The following is a 16,558-nucleotide window of genomic DNA, read 5'->3' as shown; positions in this document are numbered from 1 at the left end:
GAGCGTCAGCCCCCTCAGGAGGGCTTTGCTCATGCGAGCGGAATGTGCCTCAGGCGGGCTGGGTCGCCGAGGCGATCCGCTCGGCGCGCAGCGCCTCGTACCACCGGTCGTCGGTGGGCGGCAGCGCGTTCACGTCGAGGGCCAGCTTCAGCAGCAGGTCGGCGATCTGCGGGTTGCGGGCCATCACCGGACCGTGCATGTACGTCCCGAAGACGGTGTCGTTGTACGCGCCCTCCGTGCCGTCCCCGGTGCCGTTGCCCCGGCCGAACTGCACCCGGGCGAACGGCCGTGCCGTCGGGCCGAGATGGGTGACGCCCTGGTGGTTCTCGAACCCGGTCAGCGGCGGCAGGCCGAGCTGCGGGTCGATGTCCGCCAGTACGTCGCCGACGCACCGCGCGCCCTCACCGCGGGTGGAGACCACGTCGAGCAGACCGAGACCCTGCTCGCGCTCACCGAGGTCGTTGACGAACTCGTGGCCGAGGATCTGGTAGCCCGCGCAGACCGAGAAGATGATCGCGCCGTTGGACGCGGCCCGGGCCAGCCCGCCGTCGCGGCGCAGCCGCTCCGCCGCGAGGCGCTGCGGCCGGTCCTCACCGCCGCCGATCAGATAGATGTCGCCGGACGTCGGCACCGGCTGGTCGCTGCGCACGTCGACGCGCTGCACGTCCAGACCGCGCTGCCGGGCCCGCCGCTCCACGACCAGGGCGTTGCCCTGGTCGCCGTAGGTGCTGAGCAGGTCGGGGTAGACCCAGACCAGACGCAGACCGTTGTTCATACTTCGTCCTCTCCGGAGATGGCCGGGGCCGGGGTCAGTTGCCGACACGACGGCGCAGATCCTGGAAGGCGGTGTAGTTGGCGATGACCTCGATGCGGCCGGGCGGGGCGTACTGCACGGCCTCGTCGAGGTTCTCGCAGACCCGGAAGTCGAGACCGGCCACTTCGAGGCGGACCGCGAGGTCCAGCTTCCGGTCGCCGAGCACGAAGATCGGGTGCCCGGCCAGCTGGGTGTAGTCCACGTCCCACAGCCAGGAGGTGTCCGTGCCGTCCGCTCCGCGGGCGTTCACCGAGAGGATCACCGGCGTCGGCGGCGGGTCGATCAGCGAGAACGTCTCCAGCCAGCCGGCCGGGTTCTTCGCCAGCAGGAGCCGCAGCTCACGGTTCTGGAAGGAGACGACGTCGTAGCGTCCGGCGACCGCCTGCACCTGGTACATCCGCTCCAGCGCGACCTGCGGCGGTACGCCGAAGACGGCGGCGACGGCCGCCGAGCTGGTGGCGTTCGCCTTGTTCGCGCGGCCGGGCAGCTGGAGGTGGATCGGCCACGCCGAACCGTGCGGGTCCAGGACGTAGTCGCCGTTCAGCGCCCAGCTCGGGGCGGGGCGGCGGAAGCCGCACTGCCCGCAGAACCAGTCGTCGCCCGGGCGCTGCATCACACCGCCGCAGGACGGGCAGGACCACGCGTCGTCCTTCCACGCCTGACCGGCCGCCACCCACACCACGTTGGGCGAGGAGGAGGCCGCCCAGACGACCAGCGGGTCGTCCGCGTTGGCGATGATCACGGCCTTCGAGCCGGACAGGCCCTCGCGCCAGTGCTCGGCCATCATCCGGGTCTCCGCCGCGCGGTCCAGCTGGTCGCGGGAGAGGTTGAGCAGCGCGATGGCCTTGGGCGTGGTGTCCCGGGCCACCCCCGCCAGATACTTCTCGTCGACCTCGATCACGCCGAACTTCGCGTCCGAGCCGCCGGCCAGCGCCGAGGTGATGCCCGCGGGCATGTTCGCGCCGAGCGCGTTCGATACGACGGGCCCGGCGGCCCGCAGCGCCTCGGCGATCAGCCGGGTGGTGGTCGTCTTGCCGTTCGTCGCCGACACGAGGATCACGTCCAGGTGCTGCGCCAGCCGCCCCAGCAGGTCGGGGTCGAGTTTGAGCGCCACCCGGCCGCCGATCACCGATCCGCTGCCCCGCCCCGCGGCGCGTGACACCGCCGCCGCGGCCTTGCCCGCCGTCACGGCCAGTTTGGCCCGCGGCGACAACGGCTCCGTGTTGCCTGCCATCGTCCTAGATCCTCCTTGCATCGGTCCGCGCCCAGCCTATCGATGTCCGCCGCATCGACCGCACCGCGGCACCACGGGAACTCCCCGGCCCCGGCGGAACGTACGCTTGCCGCCATGCGAAACCGCCCGATCCCCGGCAGTTCCGGACTCGTCCGTGAGATGAGTCTGCTCGGCGACCCGTTGCTCCACCGGCCCTGCGAGGACGTCACCGACTTCGGTCCGTCGCTCGCGAAGCTGGTCGAGGACATGTTCGCCACGATGTACGCCGCACAGGGTGTCGGGCTCGCCGCCAACCAGATCGGCGTCCCGCTCAAGGTGTTCGTCTACGACTGCCCGGACGACGACGATGTCCGCCATCTGGGACACGTGGTCAATCCCGAACTGGTCGAGGCGGACGGACTCACCGTACGCGGACCGGAGGGCTGTCTGTCACTTCCGGGTCTGGAAGCGGGCACGGAACGCTTCGACCACGCGGTCGTCGAGGGGCTGACGATGACCGGCGAGCCGGTCCGGATCGCCGGGACGGGATGGTTCGCCCGGTGCCTCCAGCACGAGTGCGATCACCTGGAGGGCACCGTCTACCCCGACCGGCTGACCGAGCTGCGGCGCTCCCGGGTGCTGCGTGCGGCGCGCCGGGCGCCGTGGGCGCGGCAGGGCTGAGCCCACCCGGGGCGCCGGTGTCTCAGGACCTCAGAACCCCGGGCCGCCCTTGACGTCGCGGTCGCCCGCCTCGGCCAGCCGCCCCCACAGCAGATCGGCCAGGCTGCTGACCAGGCGCTCGCGGGAGCAGGGCCGGTCGGCGAGCCACCAGTCGCCCGCCGCGTGCATCATGCCGACGATCCCGTGGCCCCAGATGCGGGCCATCTGCTCGCTGTCAGGACCCAGGTCGACCCGCTCGACGATCACCTGGCCCAGCTCCTCGCCGAGGCGGCGCAGCAGCGGTGCGGAGTGCCGGCCGACGTCGAAGCCCGGCTCGGCGGAGGGGGTGGCGTCGGCGGTGTCGGCCGTGCCGTCGGCGGGGTGCATCAGGAAGCGGTAGACCTGCGGGCGGGCCTCGATCGCGGCGAGATAGGTGTCGAGCGTGGCCTCCACCCGGGCGCGCCGCTCGGCGGGCGCGTCCAGCGCGGCGCGCAACGCGCTGAGCAGCGCGTCGGTGTGGCGCTTGGCCAGCGCGCGGTAGAGGCCGCCCTTGTCCCCGAAGTGGCGGTAGAGGATCGGCTTGGTGATCCCGGCCTCGGCGGCGATGGCGTTCATCGAGGCCTTCGGTCCGTCCCTGAGCACCACCCGGTCCGCCGCTTCCAGCAACTCGCGGCGGCGGCGCTCGGCCGCGGTCCGCTGTCGCTCGGAGCTTCGTGCGGTCTCCATGTCGTCTCTCCCACCCCTGGCCACGCGATGCCGTCGCACCGCTCCTGCACGCCCGCGCAACGTAACACTCCACGGGGCGGGCGCCGGATCGGCTCCATGACGGTTGACAGTACCTACTTGCCGGTAACAGACTGTGGTTACCGCGAGTAACGCATGGTTTTCGCCGCAGTGCCTGGAGGGGAAACATGGCCGAGTTCACGCTTGAGCTCAACGATGACCAGAAGCAGGTCAAGGAGTGGCTCCACGGCTTCGCGGCGGATGTCATCCGCCCCGCCGCCGCCGAGTGGGACGAGCGTGAGGAAACGCCCTGGCCCGTCATCCAGGAAGCGGCCAAGGTCGGCATCTACTCCCTGGACTTCTACGCCCAGCAGTTCTTCGACCCTACGGGTCTGGGCATCCCCATGGCTATGGAGGAGCTCTTCTGGGGCGACGCGGGCATCGCCCTGTCGATCGTCGGTACGGGCCTGGCGGCCGTCGGCGTCCTCGCCAACGGCACCGAGGAGCAGATCGGCACCTGGATCCCGCAGATGTACGGCGACGCCGACGACGTGAAGGTCGCCGCCTTCTGCTCCTCCGAGCCCGACGCCGGCTCCGACGTCGCCTCGATGCGCACCCGGGCCGTCTACGACGAGGCCAAGGACGAGTGGGTCCTCAACGGCACCAAGACCTGGGCGACCAACGGCGGCATAGCCAACGTCCACGTCGTCGTCGCCGTCGTCGACCCCGACATCGGCTCCAAGGGCCACGCCTCCTTCATCGTGCCGCCGGACACCCCCGGCCTCTCCCAGGGCCAGAAGTTCAAGAAGCACGGCATCCGCGCCTCCCACACCGCCGAGGTGGTCCTGGAGGACGTCCGCGTCCCCGGCCACTGCCTGCTCGGTGGCAAGGAGAAGCTCGACGAGCGCCTCGCCCGCGCCCGGGAGCGCGCCAAGGCGGGCGGCGAGCGGGTCAAGAACGCGGCGATGGCCACCTTCGAGGCCTCCCGCCCGGCCGTCGGCGCGATGGCCGTCGGCACCGCCCGCGCCGCCTACGAGGTCGCCCTCGACTACGCGAAGACCCGCAGCCAGTTCGGCCGCCCGATCATCGACAACCAGGGCATCGCCTTCCAGCTCGCCGACATGCGCACCCGCATCGACGCGGCCCGGCTGCTGGTCTGGCGCGCCTCCTGGATGGCCACCACCGGCAAGCCGTTCACCTCGGCCGAGGGCTCCATGTCGAAGCTGTACGCGAGTGAGGCCGCCCGGGACGTCACCGCGCAGGCGATCCAGATCCTCGGCGGCAACGGCTTCACCCGCGAGTACCCCGTCGAGCGCATGCACCGCGACGCGGCCATCTACACCATCTTCGAGGGCACCAGCGAGATCCAGCGTCTGGTGATCGCCCGCACGCTCTCGGGCATGCCGATCCGCTAGCGGAGAGGCGGACGTACGGAAGGGGCGGCCGGGGACATGGATCCCCGGCCGCCCCTTCCCCGTCGGCTCAGCCCGGCAGGTGCGCCTCGATCGCCGCCACGACCTCCGTGGACTCCGGCTCCGAGCGCGGACGGATCCGGGCCACCGGCTCACCGGCCGGCGAGATCACGAACTTCTCGAAGTTCCACTGGACGTCCCCGGCCTCCCCGTCCGCGTCCGCCAGCCGCGTCAGCTCCGCGTACAGCGGGTGCCGGCCGTCGCCGTTGACGTCGGCCTTCTCCAGCAGCGGGAAGCTGACCCCGTACGTCGTCGAGCAGAACGTCTGGATCTCCTCCGCGCTGCCCGGCTCCTGCCCGGCGAACTGGTTGCACGGGACGCCGAGCACGGTCAGACCCCGGTCCCCGTAGTTCTGCTGCAGCCGCTCCAGGCCCTCGTACTGCGGGGTGAGCCCGCACTTGGAGGCCACGTTCACCACCAGGACGGTCCGGCCGCTGTACGCGCCCAGCGTGGTCGGCTCGCCCGTGAGGGTGCGCAGCGGAATGTCGTGCAGCGTCATGAAACTCTCCCTGTTCCTTGCGTGGTGCAGCTCATTGTGCCGCCCGCCGCTCACGGAGCGGCGAGCTCCTTGTAGTAGAAGGTCGTCGGCTTGAGGCTGCCCGCGGGATTCGCCGCGTATCCCGGCACGCTCCCGACCTTCGTCCACCCCGCCCCGCAGTAGACCTGCTCGGCCAGGCTGCCGGTCTCGGTGTCCAGGATCAGCAGCGTGATGCCCTCGGTCGCCGCGTACGCCTCCACCGCCGCGAGCAGCGCCCTGCCGAGCCCCTGGCCGCGCGCGGAGGGACGGACCATCAGTTTGGCGACCTCCGCCCGGTGGCGGGCGTTCGGCAGCGGGGCGCGGACCAGGGCGATCGTCCCGGAGACCCGGCCGCCCTCGCGGGCGATCCAGATGCCGATGCTCCCGGCCTCCACCGCGGCGGCCCGCTCCCGCCACCAGATGGCGGCCGCCTCTCGGTCCAACGGGGCCAGGAAGCCCACCGAGGACCCCTCATCGACGGTCTCGACCAGCAGGCCGGCCAGGTCGTCGGCGTACGTGACCAGCTCGGGGGCGGACACATGGACGATCTCGGTCATGCGCGGGGTCCTTTCACGGCGGAACGGTCGAAGGGGCGCGGCGGCGCAGCCGGGAGCGGGCCGCGCGCCCCGGGCGGAGGCTGTCTCCAGGGTGCACGGAGTGCGCCCCCGGCGACCGTCACCTCCACCGGTGCCGTCCACCCCCTACCCGGATGCGCTGCCCGCCACCGGGTACGGATGACACCGGTACGGGAGATTTCACCCGGCCTCCGGCCGTGCCCCGCCCCGATCCGCCGGCGCGGGCGTCAGCCGGAGGGTGACCACGTACGCCACCACCACTGCCACGATCACCAGCGGCATCACAGTGAGCCCCTCCCTGCCCAGCAGAAGCGTCGCCAGGAGCACCGAGGTCATCGGCAGCCGCAGCATCGCCACGCACATGGCCCCGACGCCCATCGCGAACCCCGCCGTGAGAGGCAGCCCCGGCAGATGGGACAGCGCGACACCGCCCACCGCGCCCACGAACATCGCGGGAAAGACCGGGCCGCCCCGGAAGCAGCTCAACGAGGCGCAGTAGGCGAGCGACTTGCAGACGATGAGCAGCACGAGCGCCCCGACCGAGTACTCCGCGCTCGTGGAGAGGAGGTGGCCCAGCTCGTGCTCGCCCGAGTACAGCACCTCGGAACCCTCCTTGCCCGACGTCTCGGCGTACACCAGCGCCAGCGCGCCGACGACGAGGCCCATGACCGCCGTGGCCACCACCGTCCGCCGCTCCACGCGTTCCTGGAGGGCCAGCGAGAGCCGGCGGATGCCCGCACCCGCGAAGGCCGCCGCGACCCCCAGGAGCAGCGCCCACCCGAACCCGGCGGCATCGGGGGTGGCCGCCGGCGGTACCTCGCCCAGCGTCAGGGAGTACGTCCCGAGCCCCGTCCAGGACCCCAGCCCGGTGAAGATCAGCGCGCCGACGCCCGCCGAGAGCAGCCCGGGCACCAGGACCACGCCCAGCATCGGCCCGGCCAGACCCGCCACCTCCATCAGCAGGAACGCGCCCAGCAGCGGCGACCCCAGCAGGGCGCTCACCGCGGCGAAGCTCCCCGACGCCCCGACCAGGGACCGCGCATCCGGGGGCAGGTCCCGCTTGACGCGGCCCGCCGCCCAGACGGCCAGCCCGCCGCCCAGCGCGATCAGGGGCGCCTCCGGCCCCAGCACCGCGCCCACGCCCAGCGAGACGAGCGCCGCGAGCACGATCCCGGGCAGATCCGCCGCGGGCGGTGCGCCGGTGGACACCAGTCCCTCCGCCGGCCGGTGCCCGCCCCCGCCCGGCAGCCGGCGCACGACGAGCCCGACCAGGAGCCCGGCGACGCCGAGCAGCGGAACGGGCCACCACGACGGGGTCGCCTCGAACCCCAGCGCCTTCGGCAGCTCCGTGTACGTCAGCGACTGGAGCTCCGAGACCAGCGCCAGGAAGCCGAACGCGATCGCCGAGACCGGCACCCCGAGGACGGCCGCCATCAGCAGCAGCCCCGCGTACTTCCGCGTACGGACCGCCGCGTATGGGTCCTCCGGTGCGGTGATGGGGGCGGCCGGAGGCGTGGTCGGCATGGGCGCGGCTCCTCGGCGTGACGACGGTCGGGAAAGGGGCGTCCCCCTGGCCGTCGGGCAGGGGCACACCCCACCCGGCCGTCGGACATCGGAAGAGGGCGTCCCCCACGGCTTCACGCCGGGATACCACGCGGCGGCCGGCCGGGCCGCCCGCCGCCACCGGGAACACCCCCTCCGGCGCGGAAGGTCAGCCGCCCGGCCCCGCCGGACCGTCCGCGCCGGAGGTGTCGTCCGCGCCGGCCGCGGGCAGCCGCCCCGCGGCCACCGCGTCCACCAGTGCCCGGTGGTCCAGCTCGTTGCGGTCCGCGTACGACTCCGCGAACGTGGCGATCGCCCGGTCGAAGACATCCTTGCCGCCCAGATAGCCGGCGATGGCGATCCGGTCCCCGGACCGGGCATGGGCGCGGGCCAGCGTGGCCCCGCACACCTCGCCGAACACCCGCATCCCCTTCGGCACCATCGCCTCCGGTTCGGCGATGCCCTTCCAGTCGCGCAACTGGCGCACGTAGAAGTCCCGGCTCCGGCCGTCGAGGCCGTCGGCCCGCTCCCAGCCGAGGAAGATGTCACCGGCCGCCTGCATCAGCCGCTGCCCGGCGACCACCCGTTCCCCCTGGTTCGCGTACCGGCTCGCCCCGGCGAACTCGGCCAGCACCGACGGGCCGGCCTCCTTGGCCTGGAGCAGCAGCGGATCCCCGCCGTCCCGGCCGAGCAGCAGGACGATCCAGCACCGGGTGCCGACACTGCCCACACCGACGACCTTCCGGGCCACGTCCACCAGCGTGAAGTCCTCCAGGAGGCTGCGCCGGTCGGGCGGCAGGCTGCGCGCGTACCCCGCCAGCATGGAGCCGAACTGCCGGAACACCGCGTCCCGGTCCACCCCCGGCGTCAGATCGGTCAGCGGGACGACCATCGGCGGGTCCGCCGCGATCCGCAGCCGACCGTCGACCACCTCGGCGAGCTTCCCGAACGCCTGCAGACTGTCCCGGGACCGGGCCTTCCCCAACGCCCGGTCGACATTCCTGCGCCCCCGCCCGCCCAACTGCTCAGCGGCCACCGTGCGCAGCCGCTCGGCGTCCGTCCGCGCGTACCAGACGTCCAGATTGCGCATGCCCGCGAACCGGGCCATCGCCTCCCGGTACGAGCGGACCGAGGCCCGCACGATCCCGGCCCGCTCCCGGTGCGTGAAGCCGTTCGCCCGCCCCGCGATGACGAGGCTCGCCGCGAGCCGCTTGATGTCCCACTCCCAGGGCCCCGGCAGCGTCTCGTCGAAGTCGTTGATGTCGAAGAGCAGATTCCGCTCGGGGGAGGCCAGCAGCCGGAAGTTCAGCAGATGGGCGTCCCCGCACAACTGCGCCCGGATCCCGGAGACCGGGGTCCCGGCCAGGTCGGCGGCCATCAGCGCGGCCGCGCCCCGGTAGAAGCGAAACGGTGACTCGGTCATCCGGGCGTAGCGGATCGGGACCAGCTCGGGAACCCGCTCCGCCGACTGCGCTTCGAGGACGGTCAGCGGGTCGGGGCGGTGCGTCGACGGGGAGAACTCCGCGTGGCTCGACCGCGGAGCCTTCCGGCGGGCGGCCCTGCCCAGCGCCGCGCGTTCGTCCGGCGTCGCGTGCGGTGCGGCGCGCAGTCGCGCCTCGGCTTCCCGGTCCATGGATGGCTCCTTCCGGTGTTCCTCAGGCGTTCTCGGCGAGTCGGCGGTCGCGGCGCAGGCGGATCCGCTGCCAGATCGCGCGCTGGGCCTTGAGCGCGGCCGTGCCCACCACGATCAGCACGAGGATGTTCACGACGAGCTGGATGGCCGAGCCCCGCACATCGGACCAGCTGGTGAACGCCGACGAGACGGCGATGTCCGCGGCGGCCGGGATCGTCGTCACGGAGATGAACACCCCGAGCAGAGCGCTGGTCCTGGCCTCGGTGAGCGACACGATCCCGACGATCCCGGCCAGGGTGGCGACGGCGACGGAGAAGAAGTTCGGTGTGTTGATGAGGTTGGAGACGGGGCGCAGCCCCCGGTCGAACGCCTCAGACTCCAGCCCGAAACCGCGGATGAGGAGGGCGAAGAGGAAGGTGACCACGATGGTGAGGAGGAAGCCGACGCCCAGGGCGGCCAGTCCGCCGCGCACCATGGACCGGTGGCCGCGGTCGATCCCCAGCGCCACGCTGACGATGGCCCCGTACTCCGGCCCGACGACCATCGCCCCGACGATCAGGATCTGCGAGTTGGTGACGATGCCGACCGAACCGATCAGACCGGCGATGACCAGGTAGAGGTAGAAGCTCGGCGGATACCGGCCCCCGGATCTGATGCGTGCCTCGACCTGTTCCCAGACCGGCGCCCGGCTCAGCGGCCCCAGCGCGCGCTGCCCGCCCTCGGTGGCCGCACCGGAGAAGGCCATGTCGACGGGTTCGATGACGAGGGAGCCTCGCCGGTCGAGGTGGACGGCGCGCAGCCGGTGCAGCACGTCGTTGGCCGCCCCCGTCAGTACGTCGCAGGCGATGGCGTCGCCGTCGGGGCGGCGCGCGGCGTCGCGCTGGACGATCAGGTTGAGGACGCACGGGTCGTCCGAGAGCAGGCCGACGACCTCGTCGGTCAGGTCCGGCGGGCTCACCGCGCGGATGTGGATCATGTCCATCCCGGCACCTCCGCGGCTCCCGGCCCCGTCGCACGGAGCTGTGCCCGGCAGGCGGTCCGGGGCTCATTCCAGTAACGCGGCCCCGGCACGGTTCGGCAAACCGGCGGTCATCCGTCCGGGCCGGGAGACCGATGCCGCGGGCCCCGGCCCGCCCGGCCTGCGATCATCGAGGGGTGGACACACCCGATGCCTTCCCCGAACCCCTGCCCGGGGCCGACGAAGCGGTCCGCGAGGAGCAGGCCACCGACGACGGGACGCCGGAGGGCCGCCGCCTCGTCCGCTGCCGGCTCTGCGGCCGCCCCCTGACCGGGACCGACTCGCGGCGGGCCGGCCTCGGCCCGTCCTGCGACGCCAAGCTGCACCCGGCGCCGCCGGACATCCGCACCCGCCGCCACGAGGTCGACCAGGACCCGCTGCCGGGCACGTAAAAGGCTGTTCTAGTCGCTCGCCAGCCGCCGGAAAAGCCCCTCCTGCACCACCGACACCAGCAGCTGCCCCGAACGGTCGTAGATCCGGCCCCGCGCCAGGCCCCGGCCGCCCGTCGCGATCGGCGACTCCTGGTCGTACAGGAACCACTCGTCCGCCCGGAACGGCCGGTGGAACCACATGGCGTGGTCCAGGGACGCCATGTCGAAGCCCCGCGGACCCCACAGCGGCTCCACCGGGATGCGGACCGCGTCCAGCAGCGTCATGTCGCTCGCGTACGTCAGCGCGCAGGTGTGCACCAGCGGGTCGTCCCCCAGCGGGCCCACCGCCCGCATCCACACCGCGCTGCGCGGATCGGCGTCCTGGATCTCGTCCTTCGTCCAGCGCAGCCGGTCGACGTACCGGATGTCGAAGGGCTGGCGGCGGGCCATCCGCTCCAGCGCCTCCGGCAGCGCGCCCAGGTGCTCGCGCACCTCCTCGGCGACCGTCGGCAGCTCCTCCGGGTCCGGGACGATCCGGGCGGGCGGCAGCTGGTGCTCGAAGCCCGCCTCCTCGGGGCGGTGGAAGGACGCCGTCAGGTTGAAGATCGTCCGGCCCTCCTGGACCGCCGTCACCCGCCGGGTGGTGAAGGACCGGCCGTCCCGGACCCGCTCCACCTGGTAGACGATCGGCACCCCGGGACGCCCCGGCCGCAGGAAGTAGGCGTGCAGCGAGTGCACCGGCCGCTCCCCGTCGGTCGTCCGGCCCGCCGCCACCAGCGCCTGGCCCGCGACCTGCCCGCCGAAGACCCGCTGCAGGGACTCCTCCGGGCTGCGGCCCCGGAAGATGTTGACCTCGATCGGCTCCAGGTCGAGAAGATCGACCAGATGCTCGGCCGGGTTCGTCATGCCGTACCTCTCCCCTTGCGCGTCGGAGTCCGGTTCACAGCTGGCCGACCTCGGTGACCCGGACGACCGCCCGGCCCTCCTCGTCGGACGCCGCGAGGTCCACCTCGGCCTTGATGCCCCAGTCATGATCGCCCGCCGGGTCGGCGAACGCCTGCCAGACCCGCCACAGCCCGTGCGCCGGGTCCTCCTCGATCTTCAGCAGCTTCGGGCCCCGCGCGTCCGGACCGGTCCCGATCTCCTCGTGCGCGTCCCAGTACGCGTCCAGGGCCTCGCCCCACGCGTCCTCGTCCCACCCGGACTCGCCGTCCAGCTCGCCCAGGGCACCGGCCCGGTCCAGCGCGGCCAGTTCCACCCGGCGGAACATCGCGTTGCGCACGAGCACCCGGAAGGCACGCGGGTTCGCCGTGACCGGCTTGACCTCGTCCGCCTTCTCCTGCGCCTGCTCGGCCGTCTCCACCTCGGGATTGGCCAGCTGCTCCCACTCGTCCAGCAGGCTGGAGTCCACCTGACGCACCATCTCGCCCAGCCAGGAGATCAGGTCCTGGAGGTCCTCCGACTTCACGTCGTCCGGGATCGTGTGCTCCAGCGCCTTGTACGCGCTCGCCAGATACCGCAGCACGATGCCCTCGGTCCGGGCCAGCTCGTAGTGCGAGGTGAACTCCGTGAAGGTCATGGCCCGCTCGTACATGTCCCGGATCACCGACTTCGGCGACACCGGGTGGTCGTTCACCCACGGGTGGCTCGTGCGGTACACGTCGTACGCGTGCCACAGCAGCTCGCTCAGCGGCTTGGGGTAGGTGACCTCCTGGAGCCGCTCCATCCGCTCCTCGTACTCGACCCCGTCCGCCTTCATCTGCCCCACGGCCTCGCCGCGCGCCTTGTTCTGCTGGGCGGCCAGGATCTGCCGGGGATCGTCCAGCGTCGACTCGACGACCGAGACCATGTCCAGCGCGTACGAAGGCGATTCGGCGTCCAGCAGGTCGAACGCGGCCAGCGCGAACGTGGACAGCGGCTGGTTCAGCGCGAAGTCCTGCTGGAGGTCGACCGTCAGCCGCACGATCCGGCCCTCGGCGTCCGGAGTCTCCAACTGCTCCACCACCCCGCCGTCCAGCAGCGAACGGTAGATGGCGATAGCCCGCCGGATGTGCCGCAGCTGCGCCCGGCGCGGCTCGTGGTTGTCCTCCAGCAGATGCCGCATCGCCTCGAAGGCGTTGCCCGGCCGGGCGATGACCGCGAGCAGCATGGTGTGGGTGACCCGGAAGCGCGAGTTCAGCGGCTCCGGGTCCGAGGTGATCAGCTTGTCGAAGGTGGTCTCCGACCAGGCGACGAAGCCCTCCGGAGCCTTCTTGCGGACCACCTTGCGCTTCTTCTTCGGGTCGTCGCCCGCCTTCTTGACGGCCTTCTCGTTCTCGATGACGTGCTCGGGGGCCTGCGCCACGACGAAGCCCGCCGTGTCGAACCCGGCCCGCCCGGCCCGCCCGGCGATCTGGTGGAACTCCCGCGCCCGCAGGGTCCGCACCCGGTTCCCGTCGTACTTGGTGAGCGCCGTGAACAGCACCGTACGGATGGGGACGTTGACGCCGACGCCGAGCGTGTCCGTCCCGCAGATCACCTTCAGCAGCCCCGCCTGGGCCAGCTTCTCCACCAGTCGGCGGTACTTCGGCAGCATCCCCGCGTGGTGTACCCCGATCCCGTGGCGTACGTAACGGGAGAGGTTCTGGCCGAACTTGGTGGTGAAGCGGAAGCTGCCGATCAGATCGGCGATCTTCTCCTTCTCCTCCTTCGTGCACATGTTGATGCTCATCAGCGACTGCGCCCGCTCGACGGCCGCCGCCTGCGTGAAGTGCACGATGTAGACCGGCGACTGCCGGGTGTCCAGCAGCTCGGTCAGCGTCTCGGTGATCGGCGTGAAGCGGTACTCGTAGCTCAGCGGCACCGGGCGGGTCGCCGAGCGCACCACGGAGGTGGGGCGGCCGGTACGGCGGGTCAGGTCCTTCTCGAACATCGAGACGTCGCCGAGCGTCGCCGACATCAGCACGAACTGCGCCTGCGGCAGCTCCAGCAGCGGAATCTGCCAGGCCCAGCCCCGGTCCGGCTCCGCGTAGAAGTGGAACTCGTCCATCACGACCTGGCCGATGTCGGCGTACTTCCCGTCGCGCAGCGCGATGGAGGCCAGCACCTCGGCCGTACAGCAGATCACCGGGGCGTCCGCGTTGACCGAGGCGTCACCGGTCAGCATGCCGACGTTCTCGGTGCCGAAGAGCTTGCACAGGTCGAAGAACTTCTCCGACACCAGCGCCTTGATCGGAGCCGTGTAGAAGGTGACCTTGTCCTGCGCCAGCGCCGTGAAGTGCGCGCCCGCCGCCACCAGGCTCTTGCCCGAGCCGGTCGGGGTGGACAGGATCACGTTCGCCCCGGAGACCACCTCGATCAGCGCCTCCTCCTGAGCCGGGTACATCGTGATGCCCTGGCTCTCGGTCCATGAGGAAAAAGCCTCGAAGAGGGCGTCAGGGTCGGCTGTCTGGGGAAGCTGGTCGATGAGGGTCACGCCCCCATCTTGCCTGTCTTCCGGCCGGATGAGGGAACCGGCCGACGCGACCAAGATCATGGGCGATACGCTGCGGTCTCAACCTGCCCGCACCGTACCGGTGATGGGCGTACGAACCACTGGGGGCGGGACAGACCATGATGGGACCGGCACACTCTCTGTCAGGGGCAGCGGCCTGGCTGGGGGTGGGCGCGGCGGCCGCCGCCGCGGGCCACACGATGCCCTGGCCGGTCCTCGTCGTCGGGGCGCTGATCTGCGCCGGAGCGGCGCTCGCCCCCGACCTCGACCACAAGGCCGCGACCATCTCGCGCGCCTTCGGACCGATATCCAAGGCCCTCTGCGAGATCACCGACAAGCTCTCCTACGCCGTCTACAAGGCCACGAAGAGCACCGCGGACCCCCGCCGCAGCGGCGGCCACCGCACCCTCACCCACACCTGGTTCTTCGCGGTGCTGATGGGGGCAGGCTGCTCCTTCGCCGCGGTCGCCGGAGGGCGCTGGGGGGTCCTCGCGATCCTCTTCGTCCACCTGGTGCTCGCCGTGGAGGGCCTGCTCTGGCGGGCGGCCAGGGTCTCCAGCGACGTGCTCGTCTGGCTGCTCGGCGCGACCAGTGCCTGGATCCTCGCGGGCGTCCTCGCCAAGCCCGGCAACGGCGCCGACTGGCTGTTCGACGCCCCCGGCCAGGAGTACATGTGGCTCGGCCTGCCCATCGTGCTCGGCGCCCTCGTCCACGACATCGGCGACGCCCTGACCGTCTCCGGCTGCCCGGTCCTGTGGCCCCTCCCGATCGGAGGCAAGCGCTGGTACCCGCTCGGTCCGCCGAAGTTCATGCGCTTCCGCGCCGGCAGCTGGGTGGAGATCAAGGTGCTGATGCCCGCCTTCATGGTGCTCGGGGGAGTGGGCGGGGCGGCCGCCCTCAACTTCATATGACGTACCCGGCGCGCGGCGGGCCGGCGGCGCGCCCGGTGTCCTTCCGGCGGGCGGCGCGCTCCGCCCCGTAGCACCATGGGCGCATGCTGCTCGCCGAGCTCGCCCAGGTGTCCCTGGAGGTCGCCGCCACCTCCGCCCGGTCCAAGAAGGTGGCCCTCCTCGCCGGCCTCTTCCGGAGGGCCGGACCCGAGGACGTCCCCGTCGTCATCCCGTACCTCGCCGGACGGCTGCCCCAGGGCCGGATCGGAGTGGGATGGCGGTCTTTCGGCGACCCGGTGGAGCCCGCGGCGGAACCCACTCTCACCGTCACCGGCGTCGACGCCGGGCTGACCGCCCTCGCCGCCGTCTCGGGACCCGGCTCCCAGGCCCGGCGCAAGGAGCACCTGCGCACCCTGTTCGCCGCCGCCACCGAGGACGAACAGCGCTTCCTGCGGGCCCTGCTCACCGGCGAGGTACGCCAGGGAGCCCTGGACGCCGTCGCCGCCGACGCCCTGGCGCATGCCGCCGACGCCCCGCCCGCCGACGTCCGGCGCGCCGTGATGCTCGCCGGATCGCTCCAGGAGGTCGCCGGAGTCCTCCTCGCGGACGGGCCCGAGGCGCTCGCCGCCTTCCGGCTCACGGTCGGGCGGCCCGTCCAGCCGATGCTGGCGCACACCGCCGCCTCGGTCGGCGAGGCCCTCGGCAAACTGGGCGCGTGCGCGGTCGAGGAGAAGCTCGACGGCATCCGGGTGCAGGTCCACCGCGACGGCGACCGGATCCGCGCCTACACCCGCACCCTCGACGACATCACCGACCGGCTGCCCGAGCTGACCGCCGCCGTCGCCGCCCTTCCGGCCGGCCGCTTCATCCTGGACGGCGAGGTGATCGCCCTCGGGGAGGACGGCAGACCCCGGCCGTTCCAGGAGACCGCCTCCCGGGTGGGCTCACGGCGCGACGTGGCGGAGGCGGCGGCGCACGTGCCCGTCGTCCCGGTCTTCTTCGACGCGCTCCTCGTCGACGACGAGGACCTGCTCGACCTGTCCCTCACCGACCGCCACGCGGCCCTGGCCCGGCTCCTCCCCGAGCACCTCCGGGTCCGCCGCACCCTCGTCCCCGACGCGGCGGACCCGGGGGCCCGCGCGGCGGCCGACGCGTTCCTCGCCGACACCCTGGAGCGCGGCCACGAGGGCGTCGTCGTCAAGGACCTCGCCGCGGCCTACAGCGCGGGCCGCCGGGGCGCGTCCTGGCTGAAGGTGAAGCCCGTGCACACCCTGGACCTGGTGGTGCTGGCCGTCGAGTGGGGCAGCGGCCGGCGCACCGGCAAGCTCTCCAATCTGCACCTGGGCGCACGGCGCCCCGACGGTACGTTCGCGATGCTCGGGAAGACCTTCAAGGGGCTCACGGACGCCCTGCTGGACTGGCAGACCGAGAAGCTGGGCGAGCTGGCCACCGACGACGACGGCCATGTCGTCACCGTACGCCCCGAACTCGTCGTGGAGATCGCCTACGACGGACTCCAGCGCTCCACCCGCTACCCCGCCGGGGTCACCCTGCGGTTCGCCCGCGTCCTGCGCTACCGCGACGACAAGACCGCCCAGGAGGCGGACACCGTGGAGACGGTGCTGTCCCGGCAGCCGTGAGCGCGCCCCTTTCCTGAA

Annotated in this window: 15 protein-coding genes; 5 read left to right on the top strand and 10 right to left on the bottom strand. The window is 72.3% G+C overall.

Annotation, left to right across the window (positions count from 1 at the left end; translation table 11 throughout):
- Positions 1–49 precede the first annotated feature (49 nt).
- Together IE134_RS13605 and IE134_RS13600 are read right to left on the bottom strand one after the other, a co-directional pair.
- On the bottom strand, positions 50–775 hold the full coding sequence (locus IE134_RS13605) for a type 1 glutamine amidotransferase (RefSeq protein ID WP_030713988.1): 726 nt from the start codon (positions 773–775) through the stop codon (positions 50–52).
- Between the two features lie 34 nt (positions 776–809).
- Entirely contained in the window at positions 810–2,048 is a 1,239-nt protein-coding gene (locus tag IE134_RS13600; RefSeq protein WP_030713991.1) for a MurT ligase domain-containing protein, read from the bottom strand.
- Between the two features lie 114 nt (positions 2,049–2,162).
- Here IE134_RS13600 and def point away from each other — a divergent pair, with 114 nt between their 5' ends.
- Entirely contained in the window at positions 2,163–2,708 is a 546-nt protein-coding gene (gene def / locus IE134_RS13595; RefSeq protein WP_189430619.1) for a peptide deformylase, read from the top strand.
- A 30-nt stretch (positions 2,709–2,738) separates the two neighbouring features.
- Here the strand turns inward: def and IE134_RS13590 are convergent, their stop codons facing one another.
- Positions 2,739–3,413: a TetR/AcrR family transcriptional regulator gene (locus IE134_RS13590; protein WP_189430617.1), complete on the bottom strand. Its 675-nt coding sequence runs from the start codon at positions 3,411–3,413 to the stop codon at positions 2,739–2,741.
- A gap of 185 nt (positions 3,414–3,598) precedes the next feature.
- On the opposite strand from IE134_RS13590, the gene IE134_RS13585 reads away from it, so the two are divergent.
- On the top strand, positions 3,599–4,825 hold the full coding sequence (locus tag IE134_RS13585; RefSeq protein ID WP_032788552.1) for an acyl-CoA dehydrogenase family protein: 1,227 nt from the start codon (positions 3,599–3,601) through the stop codon (positions 4,823–4,825).
- A gap of 67 nt (positions 4,826–4,892) precedes the next feature.
- Here the strand turns inward: IE134_RS13585 and IE134_RS13580 are convergent, their stop codons facing one another.
- The 5 genes from IE134_RS13580 to IE134_RS13560 all read right to left on the bottom strand — a co-directional run bounded on the left by IE134_RS13580 (position 4,893) and on the right by IE134_RS13560 (position 10,131).
- Entirely contained in the window at positions 4,893–5,381 is a 489-nt protein-coding gene (locus IE134_RS13580; RefSeq protein WP_030714001.1) for a glutathione peroxidase, read from the bottom strand.
- 50 nt (positions 5,382–5,431) lie between these two features.
- On the bottom strand, positions 5,432–5,956 hold the full coding sequence (locus IE134_RS13575) for a GNAT family N-acetyltransferase (protein ID WP_097886876.1): 525 nt from the start codon (positions 5,954–5,956) through the stop codon (positions 5,432–5,434).
- A 198-nt stretch (positions 5,957–6,154) separates the two neighbouring features.
- A complete protein-coding gene (locus IE134_RS13570; RefSeq protein WP_189430615.1) occupies positions 6,155–7,498 on the bottom strand; it encodes a chloride channel protein in 1,344 nt (447 codons plus the stop codon).
- Positions 7,499–7,685: 187 nt separating this feature from the next.
- Complete coding sequence (locus IE134_RS13565; protein WP_189430613.1) at positions 7,686–9,149, bottom strand: DUF2252 domain-containing protein; 1,464 nt, start codon at positions 9,147–9,149, stop codon at positions 7,686–7,688.
- Positions 9,150–9,171: 22 nt separating this feature from the next.
- Positions 9,172–10,131 carry a DUF389 domain-containing protein gene (locus IE134_RS13560; RefSeq protein ID WP_098017527.1) on the bottom strand — a complete coding sequence of 320 codons (960 nt, stop codon included), beginning with the start codon at positions 10,129–10,131 and terminating at the stop codon, positions 9,172–9,174.
- Between the two features lie 173 nt (positions 10,132–10,304).
- Here IE134_RS13560 and IE134_RS13555 point away from each other — a divergent pair, with 173 nt between their 5' ends.
- Complete coding sequence (locus tag IE134_RS13555; protein ID WP_030714014.1) at positions 10,305–10,559, top strand: DUF6011 domain-containing protein; 255 nt, start codon at positions 10,305–10,307, stop codon at positions 10,557–10,559.
- A 9-nt stretch (positions 10,560–10,568) separates the two neighbouring features.
- Here the strand turns inward: IE134_RS13555 and IE134_RS13550 are convergent, their stop codons facing one another.
- Positions 10,569–11,444 carry an acyl-CoA thioesterase gene (locus IE134_RS13550; RefSeq protein WP_010062360.1) on the bottom strand — a complete coding sequence of 292 codons (876 nt, stop codon included), beginning with the start codon at positions 11,442–11,444 and terminating at the stop codon, positions 10,569–10,571.
- A 34-nt stretch (positions 11,445–11,478) separates the two neighbouring features.
- Positions 11,479–14,052: a DEAD/DEAH box helicase gene (locus tag IE134_RS13545; RefSeq protein ID WP_179255616.1), complete on the bottom strand. Its 2,574-nt coding sequence runs from the start codon at positions 14,050–14,052 to the stop codon at positions 11,479–11,481.
- Positions 14,053–14,129: 77 nt separating this feature from the next.
- Between IE134_RS13545 and IE134_RS13540 the strand changes: the two genes are divergently transcribed.
- Both IE134_RS13540 and IE134_RS13535 read left to right on the top strand, forming a co-directional pair.
- The gene (locus tag IE134_RS13540) at positions 14,130–14,921 is read left to right on the top strand and encodes a metal-dependent hydrolase (RefSeq protein WP_030714025.1); all 792 of its coding nucleotides are present in this window, start codon (positions 14,130–14,132) and stop codon (positions 14,919–14,921) included.
- 83 nt (positions 14,922–15,004) lie between these two features.
- Complete coding sequence (locus IE134_RS13535; RefSeq protein ID WP_098017525.1) at positions 15,005–16,540, top strand: ATP-dependent DNA ligase; 1,536 nt, start codon at positions 15,005–15,007, stop codon at positions 16,538–16,540.
- Positions 16,541–16,558 lie beyond the last annotated feature (18 nt).

Source organism: Streptomyces rubiginosohelvolus (assembly GCF_014649875.1).
In the GTDB taxonomy this organism is placed as follows: Bacteria; Actinomycetota; Actinomycetes; order Streptomycetales; family Streptomycetaceae; genus Streptomyces; species Streptomyces rubiginosohelvolus.
The sequence above is the reverse complement of the archived record's forward strand: the minus strand, read 5'-3'. Positions and strand labels throughout refer to the sequence as shown.